The organism is Bacillus sp. CDB3 (genome assembly GCF_002081505.1).
Lineage (GTDB): Bacteria > Bacillota > Bacilli > Bacillales > Bacillaceae_G > Bacillus_A > Bacillus_A cereus_AT.
Map to the genome: position 1 here is coordinate 49,315 of NZ_ALBR01000101.1, position 24,723 is coordinate 74,037.

The window sequence follows — 24,723 nt, forward strand, 5'->3', positions numbered from 1 at the left end:
GGAGAAGTAAAGAGGGTCCATAAATGCTCGAATGATTAGTAGGAGGGGAGTCTCCCGCTAATTATAGTTTCACTTTATCCCGCATTAACGGGCAGTAAAACTCCCACCTCAAAATTTGGTTAGAGCAAAGAAGTTAGGTGGGAGATAAACTGCCCGTAAACGCCCGATTGGTTCAACTAATAATCAGTGGGGATGAACAAAGTCCCCACTGATTAAAGTTTCACTTTATGTAGATGTAGGAGGATTTTCGTATGTCCGATTCAAAATTTCTGCGCGGAACGCTTATTGTGACGTTAGGGACATTTTTAGTAAAGTTCTTAGGCATGATTTACGTCTTTCCGTTTCATGCATTAGTAGGCACAGAAGGCGGAACGCTCTATACATATGGATACATTCCATATACGATATTTTTAAGTATTGCAACGGCAGGGGTGCCGCTTGCTGTTTCGAAGTTTGTTTCCAAATATAATGCACTTGGCGATTATAAAACGAGCCGAAGAATGTTCCGCTCGGGAATGGTTATGATGATAGTAACAGGAGTTCTTTCCTTCTTAGTACTGTACATGACCGCACCATTATTTGCAGAAGCAATGCTTGGTAAACAAAGTTTACAAAATAAGGTAGAAGAAGTTACGACGATTATTCGCCTCGTAAGTTTTGCGCTTATTGTTGTGCCGGCAGCAAGTTTGATTCGTGGTTATTTCCAAGGCCACCAATCGATGGGACCGACTACGGTTTCACAAATTATTGAGCAAATTATTCGTATCGTCTTTTTATTAGCGGGTAGTTTCATCGTTATTAAAGTACTTGGCGGTACAGTAGCAACGGCAGTTGGGGTTGCGACATTTGCTGCATTTGTTTCAGCAGTTGGAGCACTTGGCGTATTAATTTGGTACTGGTTAAAACGTAAAAAATATTTGGATCAATATTTAATTGAGCAAACTGTACCAGAATCGACAGTAAGTACCGCTCAATTGTTTAAAGAGTTGTTTGCATATGCAATTCCTTACGTTGTAATTGGATTAACAATTCCTTTATATCAACAAATTGATACATTGACATTTAACTCTATTATGCAGGCGATTGGTCAAGGAGATATCGCAGAGCGAGCACTTGGTATTTTCACGATGTGGACGCATAAATTAATTATGATTCCAGTATCACTTGCAACAGCCTTTAGTTTAACGCTCGTGCCAGCGATTACAAAGTCATTTACTGAAAAACAATACCGCTATTTAAAATTACAAATTACACAAACATTCCAGGCAAATATGTTTTTAACATTGCCAGCAGTTATCGGTATTTCTACACTTGCATATCCAATTTACACTGCTTTCTACGACTCAGATCCACTAGGTGGACAAGTATTAATGTGGTATGCACCAGTTGCGTTGTTATTTGCTTTATTCACAGTAACAGCGGCGATTCTGCAAGGGATTAATCAACAAAAACATGCGATTGTCGCGCTTGTTATGGGTGTTATTTTGAAATTTGTATGTAACGTAATCTTTATTCGCTATTTCGGTACAGTTGGGGCGATTTTGGCTACTGCAGTCGGCTTCTTAGTTTCTGTATGGTATACGAATAGACAAATCAAAAAACATGCAAACTATTCATTTGGTGTTGTATATAAGAGAACATTCCAAATTGCAATATTAACACTTGTAATGGTTATTGCTGTAAAACTATCACAATGGCTTCTATCCTTCATGATTTCGCCTGATGGCCGTATTGGTGCTCTTATTACAGTTGCGATTTGTGCAGGTATTGGTGGACTTGTTTACGGATTGTTAGCGATTCGCACAGGAGTACTAGAAAGAGTATTTGGCGGAGAAGCTTTAGAGAAAATCCAGCGTAAACTTGGTAGTAGATTCAAAATAAAGTTGAAATCAAAAGGGGCGTAAATACGTCCCCTTTTCTTATGATAAATAAAGAAGGTGAAGAACATGAGATTAGATAAATTATTAGCGAACATGGGCCACGGAAGTAGAAAAGAAGTAAAGAAATTATTGAAAGACGGCGTTGTGAAAATTGATGGGACGCCAGTGAAAGATCCGAAGTTTCATGTAAATGTAGAGGAACAAGAGGTTATGATTCACGGTGAAGTTGTGGAATATAAAGAATTTGTTTATTTAATGATGCATAAACCACAAGGTGTTATTTCAGCGACAGAAGATGATAACCACGAAACAGTAATAGATTTATTAGAATTAGAAGATGCGATTTTTGATCCATTCCCTGTTGGGAGACTCGATATTGATACAGAAGGTTTCTTATTGATTACAAATGACGGGAAGTTAACGCATCAACTATTATCTCCGAAAAAGCATGTGCCGAAAAAATACTATGCACACGTTTCAGGAGTTGTAACGGAAGACGATGTAAAAGAATTCGCTAAAGGTGTTATTTTAGAAGATGGCTATGAAACGAAGCCAGGCGAACTTACAATCTTAAAAAGTGATGATATTTCTGAAATTGAGCTCGTGATTACAGAAGGAAAATTCCATCAAGTGAAGCGCATGTTTGAAGCGGTAGGTAAAAAAGTAGTGTATTTAAAGAGAACAGAGATGGGACCTTTAGTGTTAGATGAAGAGTTAGAACTTGGGCAATATCGTGAATTAACAGATGAAGAAGTAGAAATGTTAAAAACATATCAAGTAGATAACGAAAAGTAACGTCAATTTCAAAGCATAGAAAAGACCCCTTTCTAATGAGTTAGAAAGGGGTATGTATTTATTTACATACAATTATTTTTTTGTTATGAGGTCATTCTCACTTTCTTTCCTGTCGTTGTCCACTTGCCGCGGCAAGGGCTATACACGAGTTCATTAAACTGCAACACATTTAGATCACGTTGTATCGTTCGCGGTGTGATCCCGAACTCATCTACAAGGTCTTTCGTTGTTACCGTACCGTTTTCATTGATGTACATATAAATCGATTTAATGCGTGTTAGCATACGAGTAGTTGTAGGTTTCAAGAGAAAACCACTCCTCTACTAGTTTTTTTGACCCCATTCAGGAAAGAAGGTCGTTACTACCATTGTACTCTACATGATAAAATTCATGCTTTAATCTACTTAAATTTTACAAAAGTTTAACAAATATTCATATAGAAAAATATTGGTAGTTGACATTGTATATTTTGTCAGTCAACTAACTCATAAATTTCTACGTAAAACGCCAAATTCCTGCAAATTTTTTTGAGAAAATAAAAGAAAAACTAATGAGAAATATCTGAAATATTACAATTATTCGTTATTGGATTTTCATGTATGGCATAAGAGATTTCGGTTTGCTATGATGAAAGAGACAATATAGTGAAGGATGGATGCGTGATGTCAATGATTAATTGGACAGAAGAAGTTGCAAAACGAAAAGATGATTTAATTCGTGATACACAACAATTTTTACAAATTAAAAGTGTATGGGAAGAAGAATCTGCGAAAGAGGGTGCACCATTTGGTGACGGTGTAGAAAAAGCTTTATCTTTCATGTTACATAAAGGAGACGCAGATGGTTTCGCTTCTAAAAATTTAGAAGGGTATGCAGGTCATCTTGAAATGGGACAAGGAGAAGAATTAGTAGGTATCCTTTGTCACGTTGATGTTGTACCAGAAGGAGATGGCTGGACAACTCCTGCGTATAGTGCGGATATTCGCGACGGGAAGATTTTTGCACGCGGTGCGATTGATGATAAAGGGCCGACAATGTCAGCTTATTATGCAATGAAAATTGTAAAAGAATTAGGCTTACCTCTTTCTAAACGTGTTCGTATGATTTTAGGAACAGATGAGGAAAGTAATTGGAAGTGTGTAGATCATTACTTTAAAAATGAAGAAATGCCAACAATCGGTTTTGCACCAGATGCAGATTTTCCAATTATTAATGCGGAAAAAGGAATTTCTGACATACAAGTTGTTCAAAATGGTAGCGAAGAGAAAGAAGGCGCATTTAAGCTGATTTCATTTGAGTCAGGTCGTCGTTTGAATATGGTTCCTGATTATGCAGAAGCGATTATTACAGGAGAAGATGTAAATGCACTTACAGTAGCATATGAGGAGTATTTACAAACTGCTAAAAAAATGGGTAAAGCAATTGTAGAAGGAAATACGGTGACGTTACAAATCAAAGGGATTTCAGCTCACGGATCTACTCCGGAAAAGGGAGAAAATGCAGGTTTATTATTAGCAAACTGCTTAACGAAAGTTTCTCTTGATGGAAAAGGTGCTTCGTTTGCATCGTTTGTAACAGAAACATTTACAGGAGATATTATTGGAGAGAAAGCTGGTATTTCTTATAAAGACGATATTAGCGGCCCGTTAACAGTTAATGTTGGTCGCCTGTCTTATTCGCAAGAAAACGGTGGTAATTTAGGACTAAATGTACGCTATCCAGTTACGACTAACTTTGAAGAAATGATTGCAAAGTTAAAAGAATATGTTGGTACTCATGGATTTGAAGTAGCGGATTATTCTAACTCTCGCCCGCATCACGTTGATAAAGATCATGTATTAATTCGTACTTTGCAACGCGTATATGAAGAACAAACAGGTGAAAAAGCTGAATTGTTAGCAATCGGCGGTGGTACTTATGCTCGTTCATTGAAAGCTGGCGTTGCATTTGGCCCGCTATTCCCTGGAAAAGAAGAACTTGCACACCAAAAGGACGAATATATTGAAATTGAAGACTTATTAAAAGCGACAGCAATTTACGCGCAAGCGATTCATGAATTAGCGAAGTAATAGATATATAAATAATAAGAGACCGTCCCGATACATATTTTGGGACGGTTTTCTGTTACGTATCGTTTGTTGTTAAGGTGATATTCCTTGTCGAAATATCGATATAATTTCATTTAATATTGCAATCTTAACTTGGTTAGACTGTTAGGAAAGTTTGAATGAGATGCGAAAGAAAAGCAACAATAGAAAGAAGGAGAAGATGTACATGGAGCTGCATTATTTTGTCGCAATCACTTTACCAAATCATATAAAAGAAGTGCTGTCTAACTATAAAGAGGAAATGCAGGGAGAATTACCATTTCGTTCATGGGTACATAAAGAAGACTATCATATTACCCTTTCATTTTTAGGGAGTGCGACAGAGGAACAATTAGAAGGAATAAAGAATGGAATACAAACACTTACGGAAACGAAAGAACTATCGTTCACATTACAAGGATTTTCAACATTCGGTATGGAAGATAGGCCACGTATTTTTTGGTCGAAGGTAAGTGAGAATCACGATTTGTTCCAGTTACAAAAGCAAGTACATGCTATTTGTGAAGGGAATGGATTTTCTTTAGAAACGCGCCCGTATCATCCGCATATTACTGTTGCTCGTAAATGGGTAGGAGAAGAGAAGTTTGATTTAGAACATATAAAGGAAGTGCCGGAAATATCATTTCAAACGGATACGATTACTTTATACGAATCTCACGTGAAGGAGACACCGAAGTATAAAGGGATTGCTGAAATAAAATTACAAAAATAGAATGTATGAAAACGTTTTTTATACAGGTGAATATACTATAGAGAATAATGTGTTACTGTATAGAGCTTTGCTGATAAGAAAAGCCTTATCATTTGCAGCTCGTTTCATTTTAACTTTAAGAATGATGGTGATTTTTTTATGTTGAAAGTAAAACGTCCATTTGATGCCTATTTAGATGAAATGAATAAAATTACAATTTTGCTCCCGCATGCGTATGGAACAAGCCGGACATTTCGTTTACAAGAAGGAAGCAATTTGAAAGAATTGCCGATTGCTCATACTATTGCTCTTCCGGATGCAACGAAGTATGAGTGCTTTATAGAAGAGCCGCTAGATGTGGGAAAATATTATACAGTACGAGATGAACGGAACGAAGAAACAGATTTACAAATAGGCGCTGTTATTCGAACAGCAATTTTCGATGAAAAGTATTATTACGAAGGTACAGATTTAGGTGCTGTGTATCAAAAAGAAGTGACGATATTTAAAGTATGGGCTCCAACTGCAAGGCTTGCGAAGGTAAGAATTTATAAAAGTGATAAAGAATATATCGATTATGAAATGTACAGAGGAGAAAACGGAGTTTGGACTCATACATTACAAGGTGATTTAGCCGGAGTAAAATATACATTTCTCGTATGTATTAATTTAATATGGAACGAAGCAGTGGATCCTTACGCAAAGTCAGTGACTGTAAATGGGAAATACGGCATTGTTATCGATTTGGAAAAGACGAATGTAACAAAACGAGAGGAATTACCACCATTACAGTCAATGACAGATGCGATATTGTATGAACTGCATATTCGTGATGCTACTATTCATCCAAACAGTGGAGTGAATAATAAGGGAACATATAAAGGATTGATAGAAGAGGGGACAACGGGACGAAATGGGACGTTAACGGGATTGTCTCATATAAAAGATTTAGGTGTTACACATGTTGAACTATTACCTTTATATTGTTTCGGAGGTGTAGATGAGGCGAATCCTGCTTCTGCATATAATTGGGGCTACAATCCACTATATTACAATACGCCAACAGGATTTTATGCTACAAACCCCTCTGACCCGTACAACAGGATAGTAGAGTGTAAACAACTGATTGAAACATTTCATGCGTGCGGCATCAGGGTAATTATCGATGTTGTATATAATCATGTTTATGAGAGAGAGCTATCATCATTTGAGAAGCTTGTCCCGGGATATTATTTTCGTCATGGTGAAGATGGTATGCCTTCTAATGGGACGGGAGTTGGAAATGATATAGCATCTGAACGGAAAATGATGAGGAAATTTATTGTAGAATCTGTTTTATATTGGCTTACTGAATACAATGTTGATGGATTCCGATTTGATTTAATGGGGATTTTAGACGTTGAAACGATGAATGTGTTAGAAAAAGAAGTGCGAAAAATAAAGCATGATGCGCTGTTATTAGGTGAAGGATGGGATTTACAAACACCACTTCCTCTTGGAGAGAAAGCTACGTTAAATAACGCGAATAAAATGCCATGTATTGCACAGTTTAATGATCAATTTCGTGATGGAATAAAAGGAAGTACGTTTAATATCAATAAACGTGGCTTTGCATTTGGTGGGCATGTAGACTGTAATCATTTGCAGTATATAGTAGCTGGTAGCCTTTTAAGTATGAAAGAAACAGGATTGTTCCTAGAGCCAATGCAAAGTATCAACTATGTAGAATGTCATGACAATATGACGATGTGGGATAAACTAGTGCAAAGTAATCCAGAATCAGAAGAAATTTTGAAAAGACGTCATCGATTAGCAACTGCAATAGTTATTCTTTCGCAGGGGATTCCTTTCTTACATGCAGGGCAAGAGTTTTATCGTACGAAGCTAGGAAACGAAAATAGTTATAATGCAAATGATGAAATCAATCGATTAGATTGGGATCAAAAAGAAACCGAGATGGAGACCGTTAATTATATAAAAGGTTTAATCGCGATTCGGAAGGAGCATGGGGCATTTCGATTAAAAAGCGCTGATCTTATAAAAAAGCATATGACTTTTTTGCAAACATCAAAAGAAGCACTTGCATACCATTTGCAAAATGTAGAATCTTTCGGACCGTGGAAAGAGATTGTTGTGTTATTCAATAGCGGTTTGCAAAATGAAATAGTCGAGCTTCCAAAAGAAGAAACGTGGCATGTGATAGTAAACGAAAAGCAAGCGAAAATACAGCCAATTTCTTCATTTAGAGGAAAGGAACTTCAAATGGCTCCAACTAGCACGTATATATTGGCGATAATGTGACAAATCGCTACTTGACGATGAGAATGTAATAAATGTAGAATTGACAAAGGTGACGATTTTGATAAGTTGTCATTCTATGAGTGATTTTGTAAAATAAACTAGAAGAGCAGGGGATTTATCCTGTTTTCGGCTTATGCCAAGTTTTCTTTTCATTCAACTAAAGTAAAATATATGAATCCACAACATGTGTAGAAATGTTGCGGTTTTTCTTTTCATAACTATAAAAGATAAGGATTTGTTAACGGGTAATGAATATGGAATGGTTGGAACAATTATTAGGAAAAGAGTGGAGTCTTATACCGGCTGGTGGAGTAACGGGCGATGCATATATTGCGCAAAACGGACAACAAAAGTTATTTTTAAAGCGGAATACATCGCCCTTTTTAGCGGTATTGTCAGCAGAAGGAATTGTTCCAAAATTACTTTGGACAAGAAGGGTAACGAACGGTGATGTAATTTCTGCTCAAAAATGGCTTCCGGGACAGAAGTTAGAGCAAGAGGATATGAAACTAGAACGTGTTGCGAAACTTTTGAAGAAAATACACTCCTCTAAAGCGCTTGTGCAGATGATTCAAAGGCTAGGAAAGCAGCCGCTTCATGCGCAAGAGTTATTACAACAATTACAACTTGTTTTAAGAGGAGATATAAGAGTTGATGAAACAATTCAGCAAGGGCTTCAATATTTAACAGAGTCATTAAAAGATATTGAGTACGATGAATTCGTTGTATGCCATTGTGATGTAAACCATAACAATTGGATATTGTCGGATGAAGATGAATTGTTTTTAATTGATTGGGATGGAGCTGTGATTGCTGACCCAGCTTTAGACCTTGGTATGTTATTATATTGGTATGTTCCGCGTCATGAATGGAGTGAGTGGCTCGGATATTATGATGTTGAACTAGATGAATCATTACTTAGGCGTATGAGATGGTATGTTATAGCACAAACGATTTTATCTATTCAATGGCACACAACAAAAAAGCAGCAAGCAGAAGCTAAATATTGGCATCAATATTTACAGCAACTACTTGCTTCAGAATAATACTTAAGAAAAATTGTCCATTCCAGCAATCCACTGAGTAAGTTGTTCTTGATTATTGGAAATATGGTTGTCCAAATTAGAGGAAGATTTACCCGATTGACTATAAGAATATACATCGTTTAGCATTGCTTTAGCGTCACTACTTATACTATCGTTTGCGAGTAACGATTGAATGAGGCGCTCTAATTGCTCGCATTCAGAAACTGTCCCACAGCAATCACTTTGATGGTTGACTAAAATATCTTTTAACACTTCTAATTGATGCTGTTGATTAATTGGCATGAACGGATCATCCTTTCGAGTGTTTTTCTCTCACTGGAAATGTAAGAGAAAAAGCTGTTTCGTCATGGAATGTTTAATGCTTTATGTAGTTTTTATCAAAATGGTACATCTTATACTTGAAAGAAACGGACCGAGTGCTCGTACGTGCTTGGTTTTTTGTTTGATAGATTGATTAAAACAGAAAGAAGGAATTTTTCCTTTAAAATAGTTTTGTAAAGAGAGGGAGACATCTATGCGTTTAAGACATAAACCTTATGCAATGGATCGAATTAATGAATATTCACATATCGTAATCGGAAACCCAGAAGAGCGCGCTGGTAACTGGAAAGAAGTATTTGGAAATGAACAACCAATTCATATTGAAGTAGGTACAGGACGTGGCCGCTTTATGTATGATATGGCAAAAGCGAATCCACATATTAATTATATTGGAATTGAAAAATTCACAAGTGTTGTTGTAGATGCACTTGATAAATTAATTGAAGAAGAATTACCGAACTTAAAGTTAATTAATAAAGATGCTGAAGATTTAAAAGTTTTCTTTGCAAAAGGTGAAATTGACCGCGTTTATTTAAACTTCTCAGATCCATGGCCGAAGAACCGTCATACGAAGCGTCGTTTAACGTATAAAACATTTTTACGCAATTACGAAGAAGTGTTAGTAGATGGCGGAGAAATTCATTTCAAAACTGATAACCAAGGTTTATTTGAATATTCTCTTATGAGTATGGCTGAGTATGGTATGTTATTAACTTACCTTAGCTTAGATCTTCATAATAGTGATTATGAAGGAAACATTATGACAGAGTACGAAGAGAAGTTCTCTAGTAAAGGTCATCGTATTTACCGAGTTGAAGCGAAATATCGCACAGAGCCTATGCAGTAATGCATAGGTTTTTTGTATCTAAAATAATCAGAATTTTATGTTAGTATTGAAAGAAAAGGGGGATGAAAAATGGAACAGTTACAAATTGGAGATATAAAAGTGACGTGGCTAAAAGGCGGGAACACACATTTAGATGGAGGAGCAATGTTTGGGGTTGTACCGAAAGTGCTTTGGTCACGTAAATATAAACATAATGATACAAACCATATTTATTTACGAACAGATCCGCTACTTTTGCAAACGAAAGACGGTAATATGCTGATTGATTCTGGAATAGGAAACGGTAAATTGAATGAGAAGATGAAGCGAAATCAAGGTGTAACGGAAGAATCAACGGTTTATGAATCATTAGAAAAACTAGGATTAAAGCCTGAAGATATTCGCTACGTTTTAATGACGCATCTTCATTTTGATCATGCATCTGGTTTAACGAAATGGGAAGGTGATCAACTTATACCAACGTTTCCGAATGCGAAAGTTTATGTAAGTGAAATAGAGTGGAATGAAATGAGGAACCCAAATATTAGATCACGTAATACATATTGGAAGGAAAATTGGGAGCCGATTGTAGATCAAGTTGTTACGTTTCAGCAAGAAATAGAAATTACGGATGAAATAAAAATGGCGCATACAGGCGGTCATAGTGATGGACATGCAGTTATTACTTTAGAAAGCAAAGGTGAAACGATGCTTCATTTAGCAGACCTATTGCCGACGCACGCACATCAAAATGTACTATGGGTAATGTCATACGATGATTATCCTATGACATCGATTGAAAATAAGCAAAAGTGGATGAAGCACGGCGCTGAAAAAGGAGCGTGGTTTACGTTTTATCATGACGCGTATTACCGTGCAGTAAAGTGGAATGAAGAAGGGCATATTGTAGAAAAGATAGAGAGAAAAACGAGCATAGAAGCATAAAAAGAGGAGGTTGTTCCAGAATTCTGTCGGGGCAGCCTTTTTATTATTGTCGTTTCTTGTCGGTAAGTCGATATATTCGGAAAATCGCTGATATAATTTTAATCAATACCCGCAATTTCAAAAAAATAAGAGGTTCACCTAATGGGAACCCTCCTTTTTATGCTGCTATAACCTCTAAAACAGTACCTGTTTTAGCATCAACTAAAAATTCAAATCGTTCTTGTATATCATCTAACATCGTTGTAAGACCGCCACGATAAACTTCGTATGCGACATCATATTTTTCAAATGTCTCTGGAACCATATGTACCCAAGAGCCAGTAATTTCACCTTTATGACTTAATGCTTGTTTCACCATTTTCAATGCTTTTTCTGAAGAAATATGGGATTGTTCTTGTACTTTGTTTGCAACAAGATAACCAGCTGCGAACCCAACGCCAAGACCTGCTACTAAACCTTTCCAGCTCATATATTCACCTCAATTCTATAAAATAAAAATAGTGTACCAATAATAATTATAAAGCAAATACAGTTAAAAAAGAAGAAACTAGAAACATTTCGAAAATTTCGTTACAATAAAAGAGGTATTCTACTAAGGTTTGAAAGAAGGGGACTTCGTGAATAAAGAGACATTACAATTATTTCGTACGTTAACAGAATTACAAGGTGCATCAGGTTTTGAACATGATGTGCGCCGTTTTATGAAGCAAGAATTAAGCAAATATGCTGATGAAATTGTGCAAGACGGTTTAGGTAGCGTATTTGGTCTGAAAAAAGGGGACGAAACTGGCCCACGCGTTCTTGTAGCAGGTCATATGGATGAAGTAGGTTTCATGGTTACGCAAATTACGAAAAATGGGATGCTTCGTTTTCAAACGTTAGGCGGCTGGTGGAGCCAAGTACTATTAGCGCAGCGCGTACAAGTTATGACGAAGAATGGTCCTGTTATTGGGGTTGTTGGTTCTATTCCTCCTCATTTATTAAGTGATGCGCAACGTGCAAAACCGATGGATATAAAAAAATATGTTAATTGATATAGGTGCAGATAGCTATGAAGATGCGATTGAAATTGGTGTAAAACCAGGACAACAAATCGTGCCAATCTGTCCGTTCACGCCGATGGCAAATGAGAAGAAAATTATGGCGAAAGCTTGGGACAACCGCTATGGATGTGGCCTTGCTATTGAGTTATTAAAAGAATTAAAAGATGAAACATTACCAAACACATTATACTCTGGTGCTACTGTACAAGAAGAAGTAGGTCTTCGCGGAGCACAAACAGCTGCAAATATGATTCAACCAGACATTTTCTATGCGCTTGATGCAAGCCCAGCAAACGATGCGTCTGGTGATAAAACGCAGTTTGGTCAATTAGGAAAAGGTGCGCTTCTTCGTATTTACGACCGTACGATGGTAACTCATAGAGGAATGCGTGAATTCATTTTAGATACAGCAGAAACACACAATATTCCGTACCAATACTTTATTTCACAAGGTGGTACAGATGCGGGCCGTGTACATACAAGTAACTCAGGTATCCCATCAGCAGTAATTGGTGTTTGTGCTCGCTACATTCATACGCATGCTTCTATTTTACATGTTGATGATTATGCAGCAGCAAAAGAACTTATTACAAAGCTTGTAAGAGCAACGGACAAAACGACGTTAGAAACGATTAAGAATAACGCGTAAGGAGGAAGGGTGGAAAACCCTTCTTTTTTTAGGTTGAATAGATGACCCAGCGATGTATTAAGACCGCGGGTAGGAAGGGAGAGGAAGGCTGGTTTTGAGTTCGAGATCGGTCATATTGTGGAAAGCCAGCTTCTTTTATAAATGGCAGGGATTCCTAGGTGATATGTGGTTGGTACTTAATTTGTGCTGAAGCGGATATTAGAACAAAATGATGAATTTATATAGAGGTGAACAAAATGAAAGTAGTAGTTGGATCGAAGAATAAAACGAAGGTTGGGGCTGTGGAGAAGGTTTGGAATGATACTGAAGTTACATCTCTTTCTGTTCCGTCAGGAGTAGCAAACCAGCCTTTCTCAGATGAAGAGACGATGCAAGGAGCGGTAAATAGAGCGAAGCGAGCGCTGCAAGAAGGAGAAGCTCAAATCGGTATTGGGCTAGAAGGCGGTGTAATGAAAACGGAGCACGGTTTATTTATGTGTAACTGGGGTGCACTCGCAACGAGTGACGATAAGATATTCGTTGCAGGAGGAGCGCGTATTAAGTTACCAGACGATTTTTTAGCGCCTCTTGAAGATGGCAAAGAGTTAAGTGAAGTGATGGAAGAGTTTGTAGAGCGGAAAGATATTCGTAGTCACGAAGGTGCTATCGGTATTTTTACAGATGATTATGTCGACCGAACTGAATTATTTGTACACGTTGTTAAGTTACTTGTTGGGCAATATAAGTATGATGAAAAGCAAGCATAAACCTTGCACCATGCGCGATGTATGGTAGTATAAAGAAAAGATTATAGTGTGAAAAAGTGCACTCGTTAGAGGAGGAAATATAGATGAAATCATTAGAAAGCATGGAACAATTCCAAGAATTAAAAAATGAAGAGAATGTAGTCTTCATGTTCTCAGCAGAATGGTGCCCAGATTGCCGTTTCGTTGATCCATTTATGCCAGAAGTAGAAGAGAAGTATAGTGATTTCTCATTTTACTATGTAGATCGTGATGAGTTTATTGATCTATGCGTGAAATTAGACGTATTTGGCATTCCGAGCTTTGTAGCGTACAATAAAGGTGAAGAAACTGGACGCTATGTAAACAAAGATCGTAAAACACAAGAGCAAATCGAAGAGTTTATTGAAGGTTTAAAATAAGACAATTAGCCAATTGAATTGTAAAAACAACCTCTACCTTCGCGGGGGAGGTTGTTTTTTTGGAAGGGAGGAAAAAGAGATGAAAATGACAAGTAAAAAGATGAAAGACGAGTTAATGAAGAAATTATCTCGACCAGAATGGGATTTTCATTATGATAGCGAGAAAGAAGTTCTTCGTATTGAACAAACAGACTCGAAAAAAGGTATTAACGTATCACTTCCAGGAGTAGTAGCAAAATGGGAAGTGAACAAAGAAAAAGCGATTGAAGAGGTCGCTTATTACGTACAAGAAGCGCTAATTGCAATGCATAAAGAAGAAAATAGCACGGCGAAAATTTTACCTGTTATTCGCTCTACTTCTTTCCCGAAACAATCAGAAGAAGGAAATCCGTTTATTATGACGGACCACACGGCGGAAACACGTATTTACTATGCGCTAGATTCTAATAAAACGTATCGATTAATTGATGAGCGCTTATTGCAAAAATTAGAGCTTACAGAGCAACAAGTACGTGAAATGGCATTATTTAATGCTCGCTCATTAGGTTATGAATTTAAGCAGGACACAGTAGCAGGTAATACATTCTACTTTTTAAACACAAATGATGGGTATGATGCGACTCGTATTTTAAACGAATCGTTACTACAATCGATGCGTGAAAAGATCTCTGGTGACATGGTTGTGGCAGTTCCTCACCAAGATGTGTTAATTATTGCTGATATCGTCAACGAAATCGGTTATGATATTATTGCACAAATGACAATGAAATTTTTTGCCGAAGGGCATGTTCCGATTACATCACTTTCATTCGTATATGAAGATGGGGACTTCGAACCAATCTTTATTTTAGCGAAGAATCGGAAGAAGACAGATGGAAAAGAGAAAGGATGAACGAAGTGAACGTTTTTTACAACCTTGAAGGAATTGGTGACACTTTAATTGTTACCTTACAAGATATTACTTTAGAAAACCGTACATTTGACCGCAAAGGAGATGTTGCTCGCGTATACGATCGTGAAAGCAACGTAACAGCAGGATTCAACATCTTTAATGCATCTTCTTATGTAGAAGTAACAGATAACGGAAACGTTACATTAACAAAAGAGTTTGTTGAAAAAATTAACGCAATTTTAGCGAAGAATGGCTTTGAAGAAAAAGTAGAAGCTGATTTCACGCCGAAATTTGTTGTAGGCTATGTAGCTGAAAAAGAGAAGCATCCAAATGCTGATAAATTAAACATTTGTACAGTAGAAATCGGTACAGAAACATTACAAATCGTATGTGGTGCACCAAACGTTGATGCAGGACAAAAAGTTGTTGTTGCAAAAATCGGCGCTGTAATGCCAAGCGGTATGTTAATTAAACCTGCTGAGCTTCGCGGTGTTCCTTCTTCTGGAATGATTTGCTCTGCACGTGAATTAGAGCTTCCAGATGCTCCACAAGAAAAAGGTATTCTTGTATTAGAAGATAGCTTTGAAGTTGGACAAGAGTTCAAATTTTAATTGATGTAAGAGAAAATAGCCTCGCATATGTGGGGCTATTTTTTTTGTGTGAAATTCCTAGGATTGTAACGTTTCTCTTTAAAAACTATATTGTATTTTAAAAATAAATTAGGTAAAATTTAGAAAAACAGAAGGGGATAGACGTATGAAACAACAACTAAAAATCGCAGAACTTCTGAAACGAATTGAAACTTCAAAACAGCAAGATATCGAGTTAGGTTCCTATGAAATATATGTATTTAGTGAAAATGAATTAGAAAAAGGACAAATCGGTTATCGATATGATAAACATAAAAATTCATTAGTAAGTGAAGAGAATGGAAAGTGGCAAGAAGGATGGATTGTGATTGGATATGAAACAGATATGGGCGATCCAGTGTTCGTGAATGTGGATGATAACATGTATCCAGTGTATACTGCAGAGCGTGGTACGGAAACGTGGCAGCCTGTTTATATTGGAAATATGGATGAGATTATAAACCAATTATAAGTAAAACTTTGAGTCCGGTGCAAAGTGATGGGAGAGAAGCATGAAGTATATAAAAATAATGGGCATGATTGCATTTATTGGCATATATATGGGAGGTTGCTCACAGGAGCAGCCGAAAAAAGAAGCATCATCTTCTGTAAGAGAAACAAGCAAAGAGAAAAAGGAAGACGCACCGGTAGAAAAACAGCAAGAAGAACAAGAAAAGAAAGAAGAACCACAAGCAATTCAAACGAATGAGCAAGTAGAACCTAAGCAGGAGGAAGCATCGGCAGAGGAAAAGAAAGAGGAAACTACGCCGGTGCAGCCACCAGAGCAACCAGCACAAAATAATGAACAAAAAATAGAGAGTAAGGAGAAGCAAGAAAAGTTTCTCGTTGTCATTGATCCAGGACATCAACAAAAAGCGAATTTAAATTCAGAGCCGATTGGTCCAGGAGCAACTACTCAAAAATATAAAGTGACAGATGGGACAACAGGTGTTGTAACAAAAAAGAGAGAGTCTGTCCTTGTGTTAGAAATGGCTTTTATATTAAAAGAAAAGTTGGAAGCAAAAGGTATGCAAGTATTAATGACGAGAACGTCACAAGATGTTGATATAAGCAATAAAGAACGTGCGACATTCGCAAATGATCATAAGGCGAATTTGTTTTTACGTCTTCATGCAGATGGTTCGGAAAATCCAAACCAAAGTGGATTTGCTGTATTGACGCCGGCAGAAGGAAGTCCGTATACGAAAGAGATTTATGCGGAAAGTCTTCAAATCTCTCAAACGATAGTAAATAAAATGAGAGAGAATCATCAAGTGAAAGTAAATGGAATTAAATATCGAGATGATCTTTCTGGGTTTAATTGGGCAAAAGTTCCTGGCGTTCTATTAGAACTTGGATTTATGTCAAATGCTGAAGAAGATAAAAAATTATCTGATCCGCAGTATGTAAATTCTTTATTACAAAGCGTAACGGATAGTGTAGATGAATATCGGAAGAGTAAAGCTTAAACGCAGTCTTACATGAGAGGCTGCGTTTTTCCATAGGAAAACACTCGTAAATTAGAATATTATGGATAAATATGACATGCTTAATTTTACCTGCACTTTTTGCCGAATGCTGATACAATAAAGGATGTTACTATTTAGTAGAAAGAGTGGTAAGCATGTTAGATTGGATGAAAAAGCTGTTTAACAAAGAGGAAGAAAAAACAGTGATGAATAAAGAAGTGCCGGCACAAATTGAAAGTCAGCCGAAAATTCCTCGTGTAAACCACTACACTGAAGCAAGAGAAGCACAAATGGCAAGTCGAAATGCAGGGAAATGCCGTTTTCCATTAATACCGGATAATGGGTTCGATGAAGAGGATGTAAGAGAAATAGAGCACTTTGAAGAACGACCTGTTCAATTAGTAACATACGAAGAGCCGTCTGCTCAAAGCGGAGTAAAAGTGGAAAGAAGCAGACGACTATATGTGGAAAAAGCAGTTCCTACATATGAAGAGCCGGAATTGCAATATGAACAGGAACAAGAGCCTATCGTAAAAAAAGCATCCTTCCCATCACAAGAAAGTAACCGTAGACCATTTCGTCCAACAGAGATGATTTCACCGATTTATGGATATAATCGTCCTTCAGTAGAAAAGAAGGTTGTACAGGAGGAAGAAAAAGAAAGAGAAGATCTTGAAATATCCATTGAAGGAACATCAGTTGTGGACGCATGGTTAGAGAAAAAGGGCTATACATTATCCGATTTTTCAGAAGGCAAAAAAGAAGGTTCGTCTAATAAGGAAGAACTGAACGAACAAACACAAAAAAATAGTAAAGTAAAAGAAAAATCGGTTGTGGATGCATGGTTAGAGAAAAATGGTTACGAGATTGAGAGTCAAGTTCCTTCATTAGAAGAAAGCCAGAGTGATCAGTTGCTTCATAAAACTGTAGGACAGTTGGAAGAAGAGGATACAACTGTACAAGCCTTGCAGCAAGAACAAGATGTAGTGGAGTTATCGCATATAGAAGATAACGAAGAAACTCTACAAGAAGAGTCAATAGATTCTAAAGTAGAGAACGTGGAAACGATATTAAGAGAAGAAATCGAATGTAGTACAGAAATAGAAGAAACTATTGCTGAAGTTGTAGCAAATCAAATTGAAGAGGAATCTTCAGAAGATGTAGTAATTGTAAAAACAGATGAAAAGCTTCAAGAAACAATCACTATAGAAATACCAGATGCTTTTGAAGAAGAATTAGAGGAAGCTAAGGAAGCAACAGAAGAAGTTGTAGAATTAGAGGAAGCTAAGGAAGCGACAGAAGAAGTTGTGGAATTAGAGGAAGCTAAGGAAGCGACAGAAGAAGTTGTGGAATTAGAAGAAACTGAGGAAGCGACAGAAGAAGTTGTGGAATTAGAAGAAACTGAGGAAGCGACAGAAGAAGTTGCGGAGTTAGAAGAAACTAAGGAAGTGGCAGAAGAAGTTGTGGAATTAGAAGAAACTGAGGAAGCGACAGAAGAAGTTGTGGAATTAGAGGGAACTAAGGAAGTGGCAGAAGAAGTTGTGGAATTAGAAGAAACTAAGGAAGCAACAGAAGAAGTTGTGGAATTAGAAGAAACTAAGGAAGTGGCAGAAGAAGTTGTGGAATTAGAAGAAACTGAGGAAGCGACAGAAGAAGTTGTGGAATTAGAGGGAACTAAGGAAGAAGAACCAATTTCTCAAGAAACAGTAATTGAAGAAACGATGAATACAGATTTAGTGGAAAATACGCCAGTTGCAGGGCAACCAGTGATTTCTCAACAAGAAACAATTACGTTCAAGGAAGAAAGTGAAGTATTCGTACCAGTTTCAGAAACGGATGAGCAAACAAAGAAAGATGTTCAAAACTTTGCGAACGTTTTAATTGAAGAAGCGGAAGAAAAGAAGCAAGTTGCTGAAGAACAGCCTGCTTTACAAATAGAAGAACCGAAACGTGAGAAAAAACGTCATGTCCCATTTAATGTTGTCATGTTAAAGCAAGACAGAAAGAAATTAATGGAAAGACATGCGGCAAGAACGAACGTAATGCAATCAACTGCCAGTGAACGAGTGGAAGAAAAGCCAGTGCAGCAAGTGGTAGTAGAACCACAAGCGGAAGAAAAGCCAGTGCAGCAAATGGTAGTAGAACCGCAAGTGGAAGAAAAGCCAATGCAGCAAATGGTAGTAGAACCACAAGCGGAAGAAAAGCCAGTGCAGCAGGTGGTAGTAGAATCACAAGCGGAAGAAAAGCCAGTGCAGCAGGTGGTAGTAGAATCACAAGCGGAAGAAAAGCCAGTGCAGCAGGTGGTAGTAGAATCACAAGCGGAAGAAAAGCCAGTGCAGCAAATGGTAGTAGAACCGCAAGTGGAAGAAAAGCCAGTGCAGCAGGTGGTAGTAGAATCACAAGTGGAAGAAAAGCCAATGCAGCAAGTGATAGTAGAGCCACAAGTGGAAGAAAAGCCAATGCAGCAAGTGGTAGTAGAGCAAGTACAAGAGAAAGCATATGTTGTAAATCAAAGAGAGAACGATATGCGAAATGTATTGCAAACACCACCGACATATGCAATTCCGCCATTAACATTGTTGTCAATTCCGCAGCAGGCAGCGTTAGATAATACAGAATGGTTAGAAGAACAGAAAGAATTATTAAATACGACATTTAATAATTTCCATGTTGGAGCACATGTTATTAATGTGTCACAAGGTCCAGCTGTAACTCGTTTTGAAGTACAGCCAGATCCGGGTGTGAAAGTAAATAAAATTACAAACTTAAGCGATGATATCAAGTTAAGTTTAGCTGCGAAAGATATTCGTATTGAAGCACCGATTCCAGGGAAAAGCGCGATTGGAATTGAAGTTCCGAATAAGGAAAGTAAGCCAGTATTTCTGCGTGAAATTTTAAGAAGTCCTGTATTTACAAAGAGTGAATCACCGCTTACAGTTGCGCTTGGACTTGATATTTCAGGCGATCCAATTGTAACGGATATTAGAAAAATGCCACACGGACTTATTGCGGGTGCAACTGGTTCAGGGAAAAGTGTATGTATTAATGCGATTTTAACAAGTATTTTATATAAAGCGAAGCCGCATGAAGTGAAGTTAATGTTAATCGATCCGAAGATGGTTGAGCTTGCACCATATAATTCTGTTCCACATCTTGTAGCACCTGTTATTACTGATGTAAAAGCAGCAACAGCTGCGCTAAAGTGGGCAGTTGAAGAGATGGAACGTCGTTATGAATTGTTTGCGCATGCTGGTGCTCGTGATTTAACTCGTTACAATACGATTGTAAGTGGGAGAGAAATCCCAGGTGAGACATTACCTTATATTGTAATCGTCATTGACGAGTTAGCGGACTTAATGATGGTTGCTCCTGGTGATGTTGAGGAAGCGATTTGTCGTATTGCACAAAAAGCTCGTGCTTGTGGTATTCACTTATTAGTTGCGACGCAGAGACCATCTGTAGACGTTATTACAGGTTTAATTAAATCAAACATTCCAACGCGTATTGCGTTTACAGTATCATCTCAAGTTGATTCGCGTACGATTATCGATATTGGGGGCGCGGAGAAATTACTTGGCCGTGGTGATATGTTATTCTTAGGAAACGGTACGTCTAAACCGGTTCGTGTACAAGGTGTATATGTATCGGATGATGAGATTGAGAAAACAGTTGATCATGTGAGAAAGCAAATGAAGCCGAACTACTTATTTAAGCAAGAGGATTTATTAGCGAAAACAGAACAAGCTGAGTCGGAAGACGAATTGTTCTTTGATGCATGTCAATTTGTTGTAGAACAAGGGGGAGCGTCCACATCTTCTGTACAGCGAAAATTCCGCATCGGTTATAATCGCGCGGCACGTCTAATTGAAGAGATGGAATCGCAAGGGATTATTTCTGAAGGAAGAGGAACGAAACCGAGAGATGTCCTTATTTCTGAGGATGAATTCGCTGCTATGCAGGAAACAAATGTATAGTAAACGGTTTTGCTGTATACTAATAGAAAATGTTGGATAGTAAAGTAGGGAGTAAAGCGACATGAAAGAAATTGAATTAAAATTAAAAGGTGAAATAAATCGACTAACAAATAGAACATTTAAATTTGACGAGCGTGTTGGAGAAGGATGGTTCTCTGCCGTTTACTTTTTAAAAACTAGAGAAATCATTGAAGAATTTCGCCCGAAAAGTGTTGTAACAATGCAGTTTTTCCAAAAGGAACATGCAGTTCTTTGCGGAACAGATGAGGTAATCGCATTGCTACAAACATTTGCCAAAAATCCTGAGGAATTAGAAATTCATTCTTTAAAGGATGGCGATAATATTAGTCCGTTTGAAACAGTTTTAACAATTCATGGTCCTTATGAAAATTTCGGATTTTTAGAAGGTGTAATTGATGGGATTTTAGCTCGTCGTACATCAGTTGCGACAAACGTATATAACGTTGTCCAAGCTGCACGTAGTGTAGATAAAGAAAAACCAGTTATTTTCATGGGAGATCGTGATGATCATTATACGCAACAAGCTGGTGACGGTTATGCGGCATACATCGGAGGTATGAGCGCACAAGCGACGCATGCAATGAATGAGTGGTGGGGCAGAAGTGGTATGGGGACGATGCCTCACGCATTAATTCAAATGTTTAATGGTGATGTTGTTGAAGCTGCAAAAGCGTATCATAAGAAATTCCCAGAAGATGAATTAGTTGTATTAATTGATTACAATAACGATGTCATTACAGATGCACTTCGCGTAGCTCGTGAATTTGGATCAACATTAAAAGGTGTGCGTGTCGATACGTCTCGTACAATGATTGATCAATACTTCATTCGTCACCCAGAAGTACTTGGAACATTTGATCCACGTGGTGTAAATCCATCGCTTGTATTTGCACTTCGTAAGGCTCTTGATGAGGAAGGGTTCCAACATGTAGATATCGTTGTAACTGGTGGATTTGATGAGAAGCGTATTCGTGAATTTGAAGCTCAAAATGTTCCTGTCGATATATACGGAGTAGGAAGTAGCTTATTAAAAATGAATATTGGCTTTACTGGTGATAACGTAGAATTAAATGGAAAACCAGAAGCAAAAGCTGGTCGTAAATACCGTCCAAATCCACGTTTAGAGCGTGTTCAATTAAAAACAAAAGAAGATATGTAAAAATGAGAAAAACTGATAGGTGATTGACCCTATCAGTTTTTCTGTTATCATAGTATAACAGCTGGTTTTTTGCTATAATAAGTTTGTTATGGACATAAAAAGAAGTACGTACGTGGTTATCCTGATAAGTGAAGATTAAAGAAAACTTCGCTTCATCAGAAATGTATGATGATTACCAAAATAAGAAAAGATTCATATACTGTCTTATAGATAGGCCGTTGTATTAGTTCGAAATGTTGGAGGTTCTTTAAGATGACAGTTTACCATTTTGTAGGAATTAAAGGAACAGGAATGAGTTCATTAGCGCAAATTCTTCATGACATGAAGCATACTGTTCAAGGGTCTGATTATGAAAAGCGTTTCTTTACACAAACAGCATTGGAAAAGCGTGGTATTTCCATCCTTCCTTTTGATAAAAATAATATTAAAGAAGGACAAGTGATTATCGCAGGAAATGCATTTCCTGATACGCATGAAGAAATTGTAGCAGCAAAAGAATTAAATATCCCAGTACATCGTTACCATCACTTCTTAGGTGATCTTATGAATCAGTACACAAGTGTTGCTGTAACTGGTGCACATGGAAAAACATCAACTACAGGTTTGTTAGCCCATGTAATGCAAGGCGCACACCCAACATCTTACCTTATTGGAGATGGAACTGGGCATGGGGTAGAAAATAGTAAGTATTTTGTATTTGAAGCTTGTGAGTATCGTCGTCATTTCTTGTCTTACTATCCAGACTATGCAATTATGACAAACATTGATTTTGATCATCCAGATTATTTTACAGATGTCAATGATGTATTCAGTGCATTCCAAGAGATGGCATTGCAAGTGAAAAAGGGCATTATTGCATGTGGTGATGATGAAGAACTTCAAAAAATTCAAGCGAAAGTACCTGTTATTTTCTATGGATTTGGAGAAGATAATGATTTCCAAGCACGTAACATCCAAAAGAGAACTGATGGTACTATATTCGATGTATTTGTTCGTAATACGTATTATGATACGTTCAAAATCACAGGATATGGCGATCACAGCGTATTAAATGCATTAGCAGTAATCGCGCTTTGCCATTATGAAAATGTTGATGTAGAAGCAGTTAAGCATCAGCTAACAACTTTTGAAGGCGTAAAACGTCGCTTTAATGAAAAGCCAATGGGAGAGCAAGTTATCATTGATGACTATGCACACCATCCGACAGAAATTAACGCAACGATTGAAGCTGCTCGCCAGAAACATCCAGAGCGTGAAGTTGTCGCTGTATTCCAGCCGCACACATTCTCACGTACAGAAAAGTTCTTAGATGAGTTCGCTGAAAGCCTAAGCAAAGCTGACCAAGTATACTTATGTGATATTTTCGGATCAGCGCGCGAAAACAAAGGTGAATTAACAATTGAAGATCTGCAAAAGCGTATTGACGGTGCAGAACTAATTACAGATACAACAACAGATGTATTGAAGAAACATAAAAACGGCGTTCTAATTTTCATGGGCGCAGGAGACATCCAAAAATTCGAAGCAGCTTACGTAAAAGAAGTTCAAGTTGCAGAGAAGTAATAGAAAAGACGCATAGCTTAGCTGTGCGTCTTTTTTTGCTGTTGTGGGTGTACAGTGTTGTCGAAACGTCGATATAATTCAACTTGCGTCGATATATTTTAAAAATTGTTGATATATTATGGTGCATTTCTTTAATTTTAAATGTTAGAATAATAAGAAAACTAAAAGGGGCTAAAAAACATGTTCACACTTCGAGTAGATGATGAAATCGAACTACAATTATTAGAAAAACATCATAAAGAGGAATTATATCAATTATTGGATGAAAACCGTAATCATTTAAGAAGATGGCTTCCGTGGGTGGATGGGACGAAATCTGCTGATGCGTATGATGAGATTTTCCCGATGTGGTTAAAGAAATTTGCAGAGGGAGACGGTTTTGAAAGTGGTATCCGTTATAAAGGAAAGCTCGTTGGTATGGTGGGCATTCATCCAGTGAGCTGGGGAAAAAAAGCGACGAGCCTTGGATATTATCTTGCAGAAGATGCTGGTGGAAAAGGTGTTATGACACGTAGTGTGAAGGCTGTGCTTCAATATGCATTTGAAAATTTAAAGCTGAATAAAATTGAAATCCGTTGCGGTGTTGAAAATGTGAAAAGCCGTGCAATCCCAGAACGTTTAGGTTTTAAGTTAGATGGAATTTTAAGAGATGAAGAATGGCTGTATGACCATTTTCAGGATATTGCTGTTTATAGTTTACTAGCTTCAGAATGGAAAGAAATTCGATGAACGAGAAGATTTGTATCATTCCATATGAAAGTAAATTTCAAGATGAAGTAGTAGATCTCATTGTTCATATTCAGCAAAAAGAATACAATGTCCCGATTACAAAAGAAGAACAGCCTGATTTATTAGAAATAGAAACGTTCTATCAAAGGAATCACGGAAACTTTTGGGTAGCAACGTACGGTGGAAAAGTAGTTGGAACAGTAGCTTTATTAGATATAGGGAATCATCAAGTAGCGCTAAGGAAAATGTTTGTGAAGAAAGAGTTCCGCGGAAAAGAATGGGGAGCATCAAGTATGCTACTTCAAACAGCGATTTTATGGGCTGAGCATAAAAGGATAAAAGATATATATTTAGGAACGACAGTGCAATTTTTAGCGGCACACCGTTTCTACGAAAAGAATAGTTTTCAAAGTGTGAGTATAGAAGAGTTGCCAAAAAGTTTTCCGGTGCTAGAGGTAGATAAGAAATTTTATAGGTATACTGTTTAAAAAGGTCATTCATAAATGACCTTTTTTTATGAACTAAAATGGAAATAATG

At 37.3% G+C, this 24,723-nt stretch carries 22 protein-coding genes and 1 pseudogene; 20 read left to right on the forward strand and 3 right to left on the reverse strand.

The features are described 5' to 3' along the window. Positions 1–251: 251 nt before the first annotated feature. Both CDB3_RS27090 and CDB3_RS27095 read left to right on the forward strand, forming a co-directional pair. Positions 252–1,904 carry a putative polysaccharide biosynthesis protein gene (locus CDB3_RS27090; RefSeq protein WP_128856609.1) on the forward strand — a complete coding sequence of 551 codons (1,653 nt, stop codon included), beginning with the start codon at positions 252–254 and terminating at the stop codon, positions 1,902–1,904. Positions 1,905–1,946: 42 nt separating this feature from the next. Next, positions 1,947–2,675 (forward strand): pseudouridine synthase, encoded by a 729-nt coding sequence (locus CDB3_RS27095; RefSeq protein WP_128856610.1) that lies wholly within the window; start codon positions 1,947–1,949, stop codon positions 2,673–2,675. Positions 2,676–2,758: 83 nt separating this feature from the next. On the opposite strand, the gene CDB3_RS27100 is transcribed toward CDB3_RS27095, so the two are convergent. Continuing rightward, a complete protein-coding gene (locus tag CDB3_RS27100; RefSeq protein ID WP_000805512.1) occupies positions 2,759–2,980 on the reverse strand; it encodes a DeoR family transcriptional regulator in 222 nt (73 codons plus the stop codon). Between the two features lie 357 nt (positions 2,981–3,337). Between CDB3_RS27100 and pepV the strand changes: the two genes are divergently transcribed. From pepV to CDB3_RS27120, 4 genes are all read left to right on the forward strand, one after another. After that, complete coding sequence (gene pepV, locus CDB3_RS27105; protein ID WP_128856611.1) at positions 3,338–4,744, forward strand: dipeptidase PepV; 1,407 nt, start codon at positions 3,338–3,340, stop codon at positions 4,742–4,744. A 205-nt stretch (positions 4,745–4,949) separates the two neighbouring features. Further along, on the forward strand, positions 4,950–5,495 hold the full coding sequence (gene thpR, locus CDB3_RS27110; protein ID WP_128856612.1) for an RNA 2',3'-cyclic phosphodiesterase: 546 nt from the start codon (positions 4,950–4,952) through the stop codon (positions 5,493–5,495). Between the two features lie 138 nt (positions 5,496–5,633). Further along, positions 5,634–7,775, forward strand: a complete 2,142-nt coding sequence (pulA, locus tag CDB3_RS27115; RefSeq protein ID WP_128856613.1) for a type I pullulanase — start codon at positions 5,634–5,636, stop codon at positions 7,773–7,775. 248 nt (positions 7,776–8,023) lie between these two features. Then, the gene (locus CDB3_RS27120; RefSeq protein WP_070145165.1) at positions 8,024–8,821 is read left to right on the forward strand and encodes a phosphotransferase family protein; all 798 of its coding nucleotides are present in this window, start codon (positions 8,024–8,026) and stop codon (positions 8,819–8,821) included. A gap of 3 nt (positions 8,822–8,824) precedes the next feature. On the opposite strand, the gene CDB3_RS27125 is transcribed toward CDB3_RS27120, so the two are convergent. Further along, positions 8,825–9,103 (reverse strand): YtzH-like family protein, encoded by a 279-nt coding sequence (locus CDB3_RS27125; RefSeq protein ID WP_001122236.1) that lies wholly within the window; start codon positions 9,101–9,103, stop codon positions 8,825–8,827. 232 nt (positions 9,104–9,335) lie between these two features. Here CDB3_RS27125 and trmB point away from each other — a divergent pair, with 232 nt between their 5' ends. Both trmB and CDB3_RS27135 read left to right on the forward strand, forming a co-directional pair. Further along, positions 9,336–9,989: a tRNA (guanosine(46)-N7)-methyltransferase TrmB gene (trmB, locus tag CDB3_RS27130; protein WP_128856614.1), complete on the forward strand. Its 654-nt coding sequence runs from the start codon at positions 9,336–9,338 to the stop codon at positions 9,987–9,989. Between the two features lie 69 nt (positions 9,990–10,058). Continuing rightward, positions 10,059–10,913, forward strand: a complete 855-nt coding sequence (locus tag CDB3_RS27135) for a YtnP family quorum-quenching lactonase (RefSeq protein ID WP_128856615.1) — start codon at positions 10,059–10,061, stop codon at positions 10,911–10,913. A 157-nt stretch (positions 10,914–11,070) separates the two neighbouring features. Here the strand turns inward: CDB3_RS27135 and CDB3_RS27140 are convergent, their stop codons facing one another. Continuing rightward, complete coding sequence (locus CDB3_RS27140) at positions 11,071–11,382, reverse strand: PepSY domain-containing protein (RefSeq protein WP_000118541.1); 312 nt, start codon at positions 11,380–11,382, stop codon at positions 11,071–11,073. Positions 11,383–11,530: 148 nt separating this feature from the next. On the opposite strand from CDB3_RS27140, the pseudogene CDB3_RS27145 reads away from it, so the two are divergent. The 12 genes and pseudogenes from CDB3_RS27145 to CDB3_RS27200 all read left to right on the forward strand — a co-directional run bounded on the left by CDB3_RS27145 (position 11,531) and on the right by CDB3_RS27200 (position 24,673). Next, positions 11,531–12,605: pseudogene (locus CDB3_RS27145) on the forward strand (M42 family metallopeptidase). Positions 12,606–12,841: 236 nt separating this feature from the next. Then, the gene (locus tag CDB3_RS27150; RefSeq protein ID WP_128856616.1) at positions 12,842–13,351 is read left to right on the forward strand and encodes a DUF84 family protein; all 510 of its coding nucleotides are present in this window, start codon (positions 12,842–12,844) and stop codon (positions 13,349–13,351) included. 83 nt (positions 13,352–13,434) lie between these two features. Next, on the forward strand, positions 13,435–13,749 hold the full coding sequence (locus CDB3_RS27155; protein ID WP_000838192.1) for a thioredoxin family protein: 315 nt from the start codon (positions 13,435–13,437) through the stop codon (positions 13,747–13,749). 79 nt (positions 13,750–13,828) lie between these two features. Further along, the gene (locus CDB3_RS27160) at positions 13,829–14,641 is read left to right on the forward strand and encodes a DUF1444 domain-containing protein (protein ID WP_097829041.1); all 813 of its coding nucleotides are present in this window, start codon (positions 13,829–13,831) and stop codon (positions 14,639–14,641) included. After that, positions 14,638–15,252: a YtpR family tRNA-binding protein gene (gene ytpR / locus CDB3_RS27165; protein WP_128856617.1), complete on the forward strand. Its 615-nt coding sequence runs from the start codon at positions 14,638–14,640 to the stop codon at positions 15,250–15,252. The genes CDB3_RS27160 and ytpR overlap by 4 nt, the downstream gene beginning before the upstream one ends. A gap of 145 nt (positions 15,253–15,397) precedes the next feature. Next, entirely contained in the window at positions 15,398–15,742 is a 345-nt protein-coding gene (locus CDB3_RS27170) for a thiamine transporter (protein ID WP_097829042.1), read from the forward strand. A gap of 40 nt (positions 15,743–15,782) precedes the next feature. Then, positions 15,783–16,739 (forward strand): N-acetylmuramoyl-L-alanine amidase, encoded by a 957-nt coding sequence (locus CDB3_RS27175; RefSeq protein WP_128856618.1) that lies wholly within the window; start codon positions 15,783–15,785, stop codon positions 16,737–16,739. Positions 16,740–16,894: 155 nt separating this feature from the next. Continuing rightward, positions 16,895–20,713: a DNA translocase FtsK gene (locus CDB3_RS27180; protein WP_128856619.1), complete on the forward strand. Its 3,819-nt coding sequence runs from the start codon at positions 16,895–16,897 to the stop codon at positions 20,711–20,713. A 61-nt stretch (positions 20,714–20,774) separates the two neighbouring features. Further along, positions 20,775–21,893 carry a nicotinate phosphoribosyltransferase gene (locus CDB3_RS27185; protein WP_128856620.1) on the forward strand — a complete coding sequence of 373 codons (1,119 nt, stop codon included), beginning with the start codon at positions 20,775–20,777 and terminating at the stop codon, positions 21,891–21,893. A gap of 252 nt (positions 21,894–22,145) precedes the next feature. Then, a complete protein-coding gene (murC, locus tag CDB3_RS27190; protein ID WP_098780329.1) occupies positions 22,146–23,456 on the forward strand; it encodes a UDP-N-acetylmuramate--L-alanine ligase in 1,311 nt (436 codons plus the stop codon). A gap of 180 nt (positions 23,457–23,636) precedes the next feature. After that, a complete protein-coding gene (locus CDB3_RS27195; RefSeq protein WP_128856621.1) occupies positions 23,637–24,185 on the forward strand; it encodes a GNAT family N-acetyltransferase in 549 nt (182 codons plus the stop codon). Continuing rightward, complete coding sequence (locus CDB3_RS27200) at positions 24,182–24,673, forward strand: GNAT family N-acetyltransferase (RefSeq protein ID WP_128856622.1); 492 nt, start codon at positions 24,182–24,184, stop codon at positions 24,671–24,673. The genes CDB3_RS27195 and CDB3_RS27200 overlap by 4 nt, the downstream gene beginning before the upstream one ends. Positions 24,674–24,723: the final 50 nt, after the last annotated feature.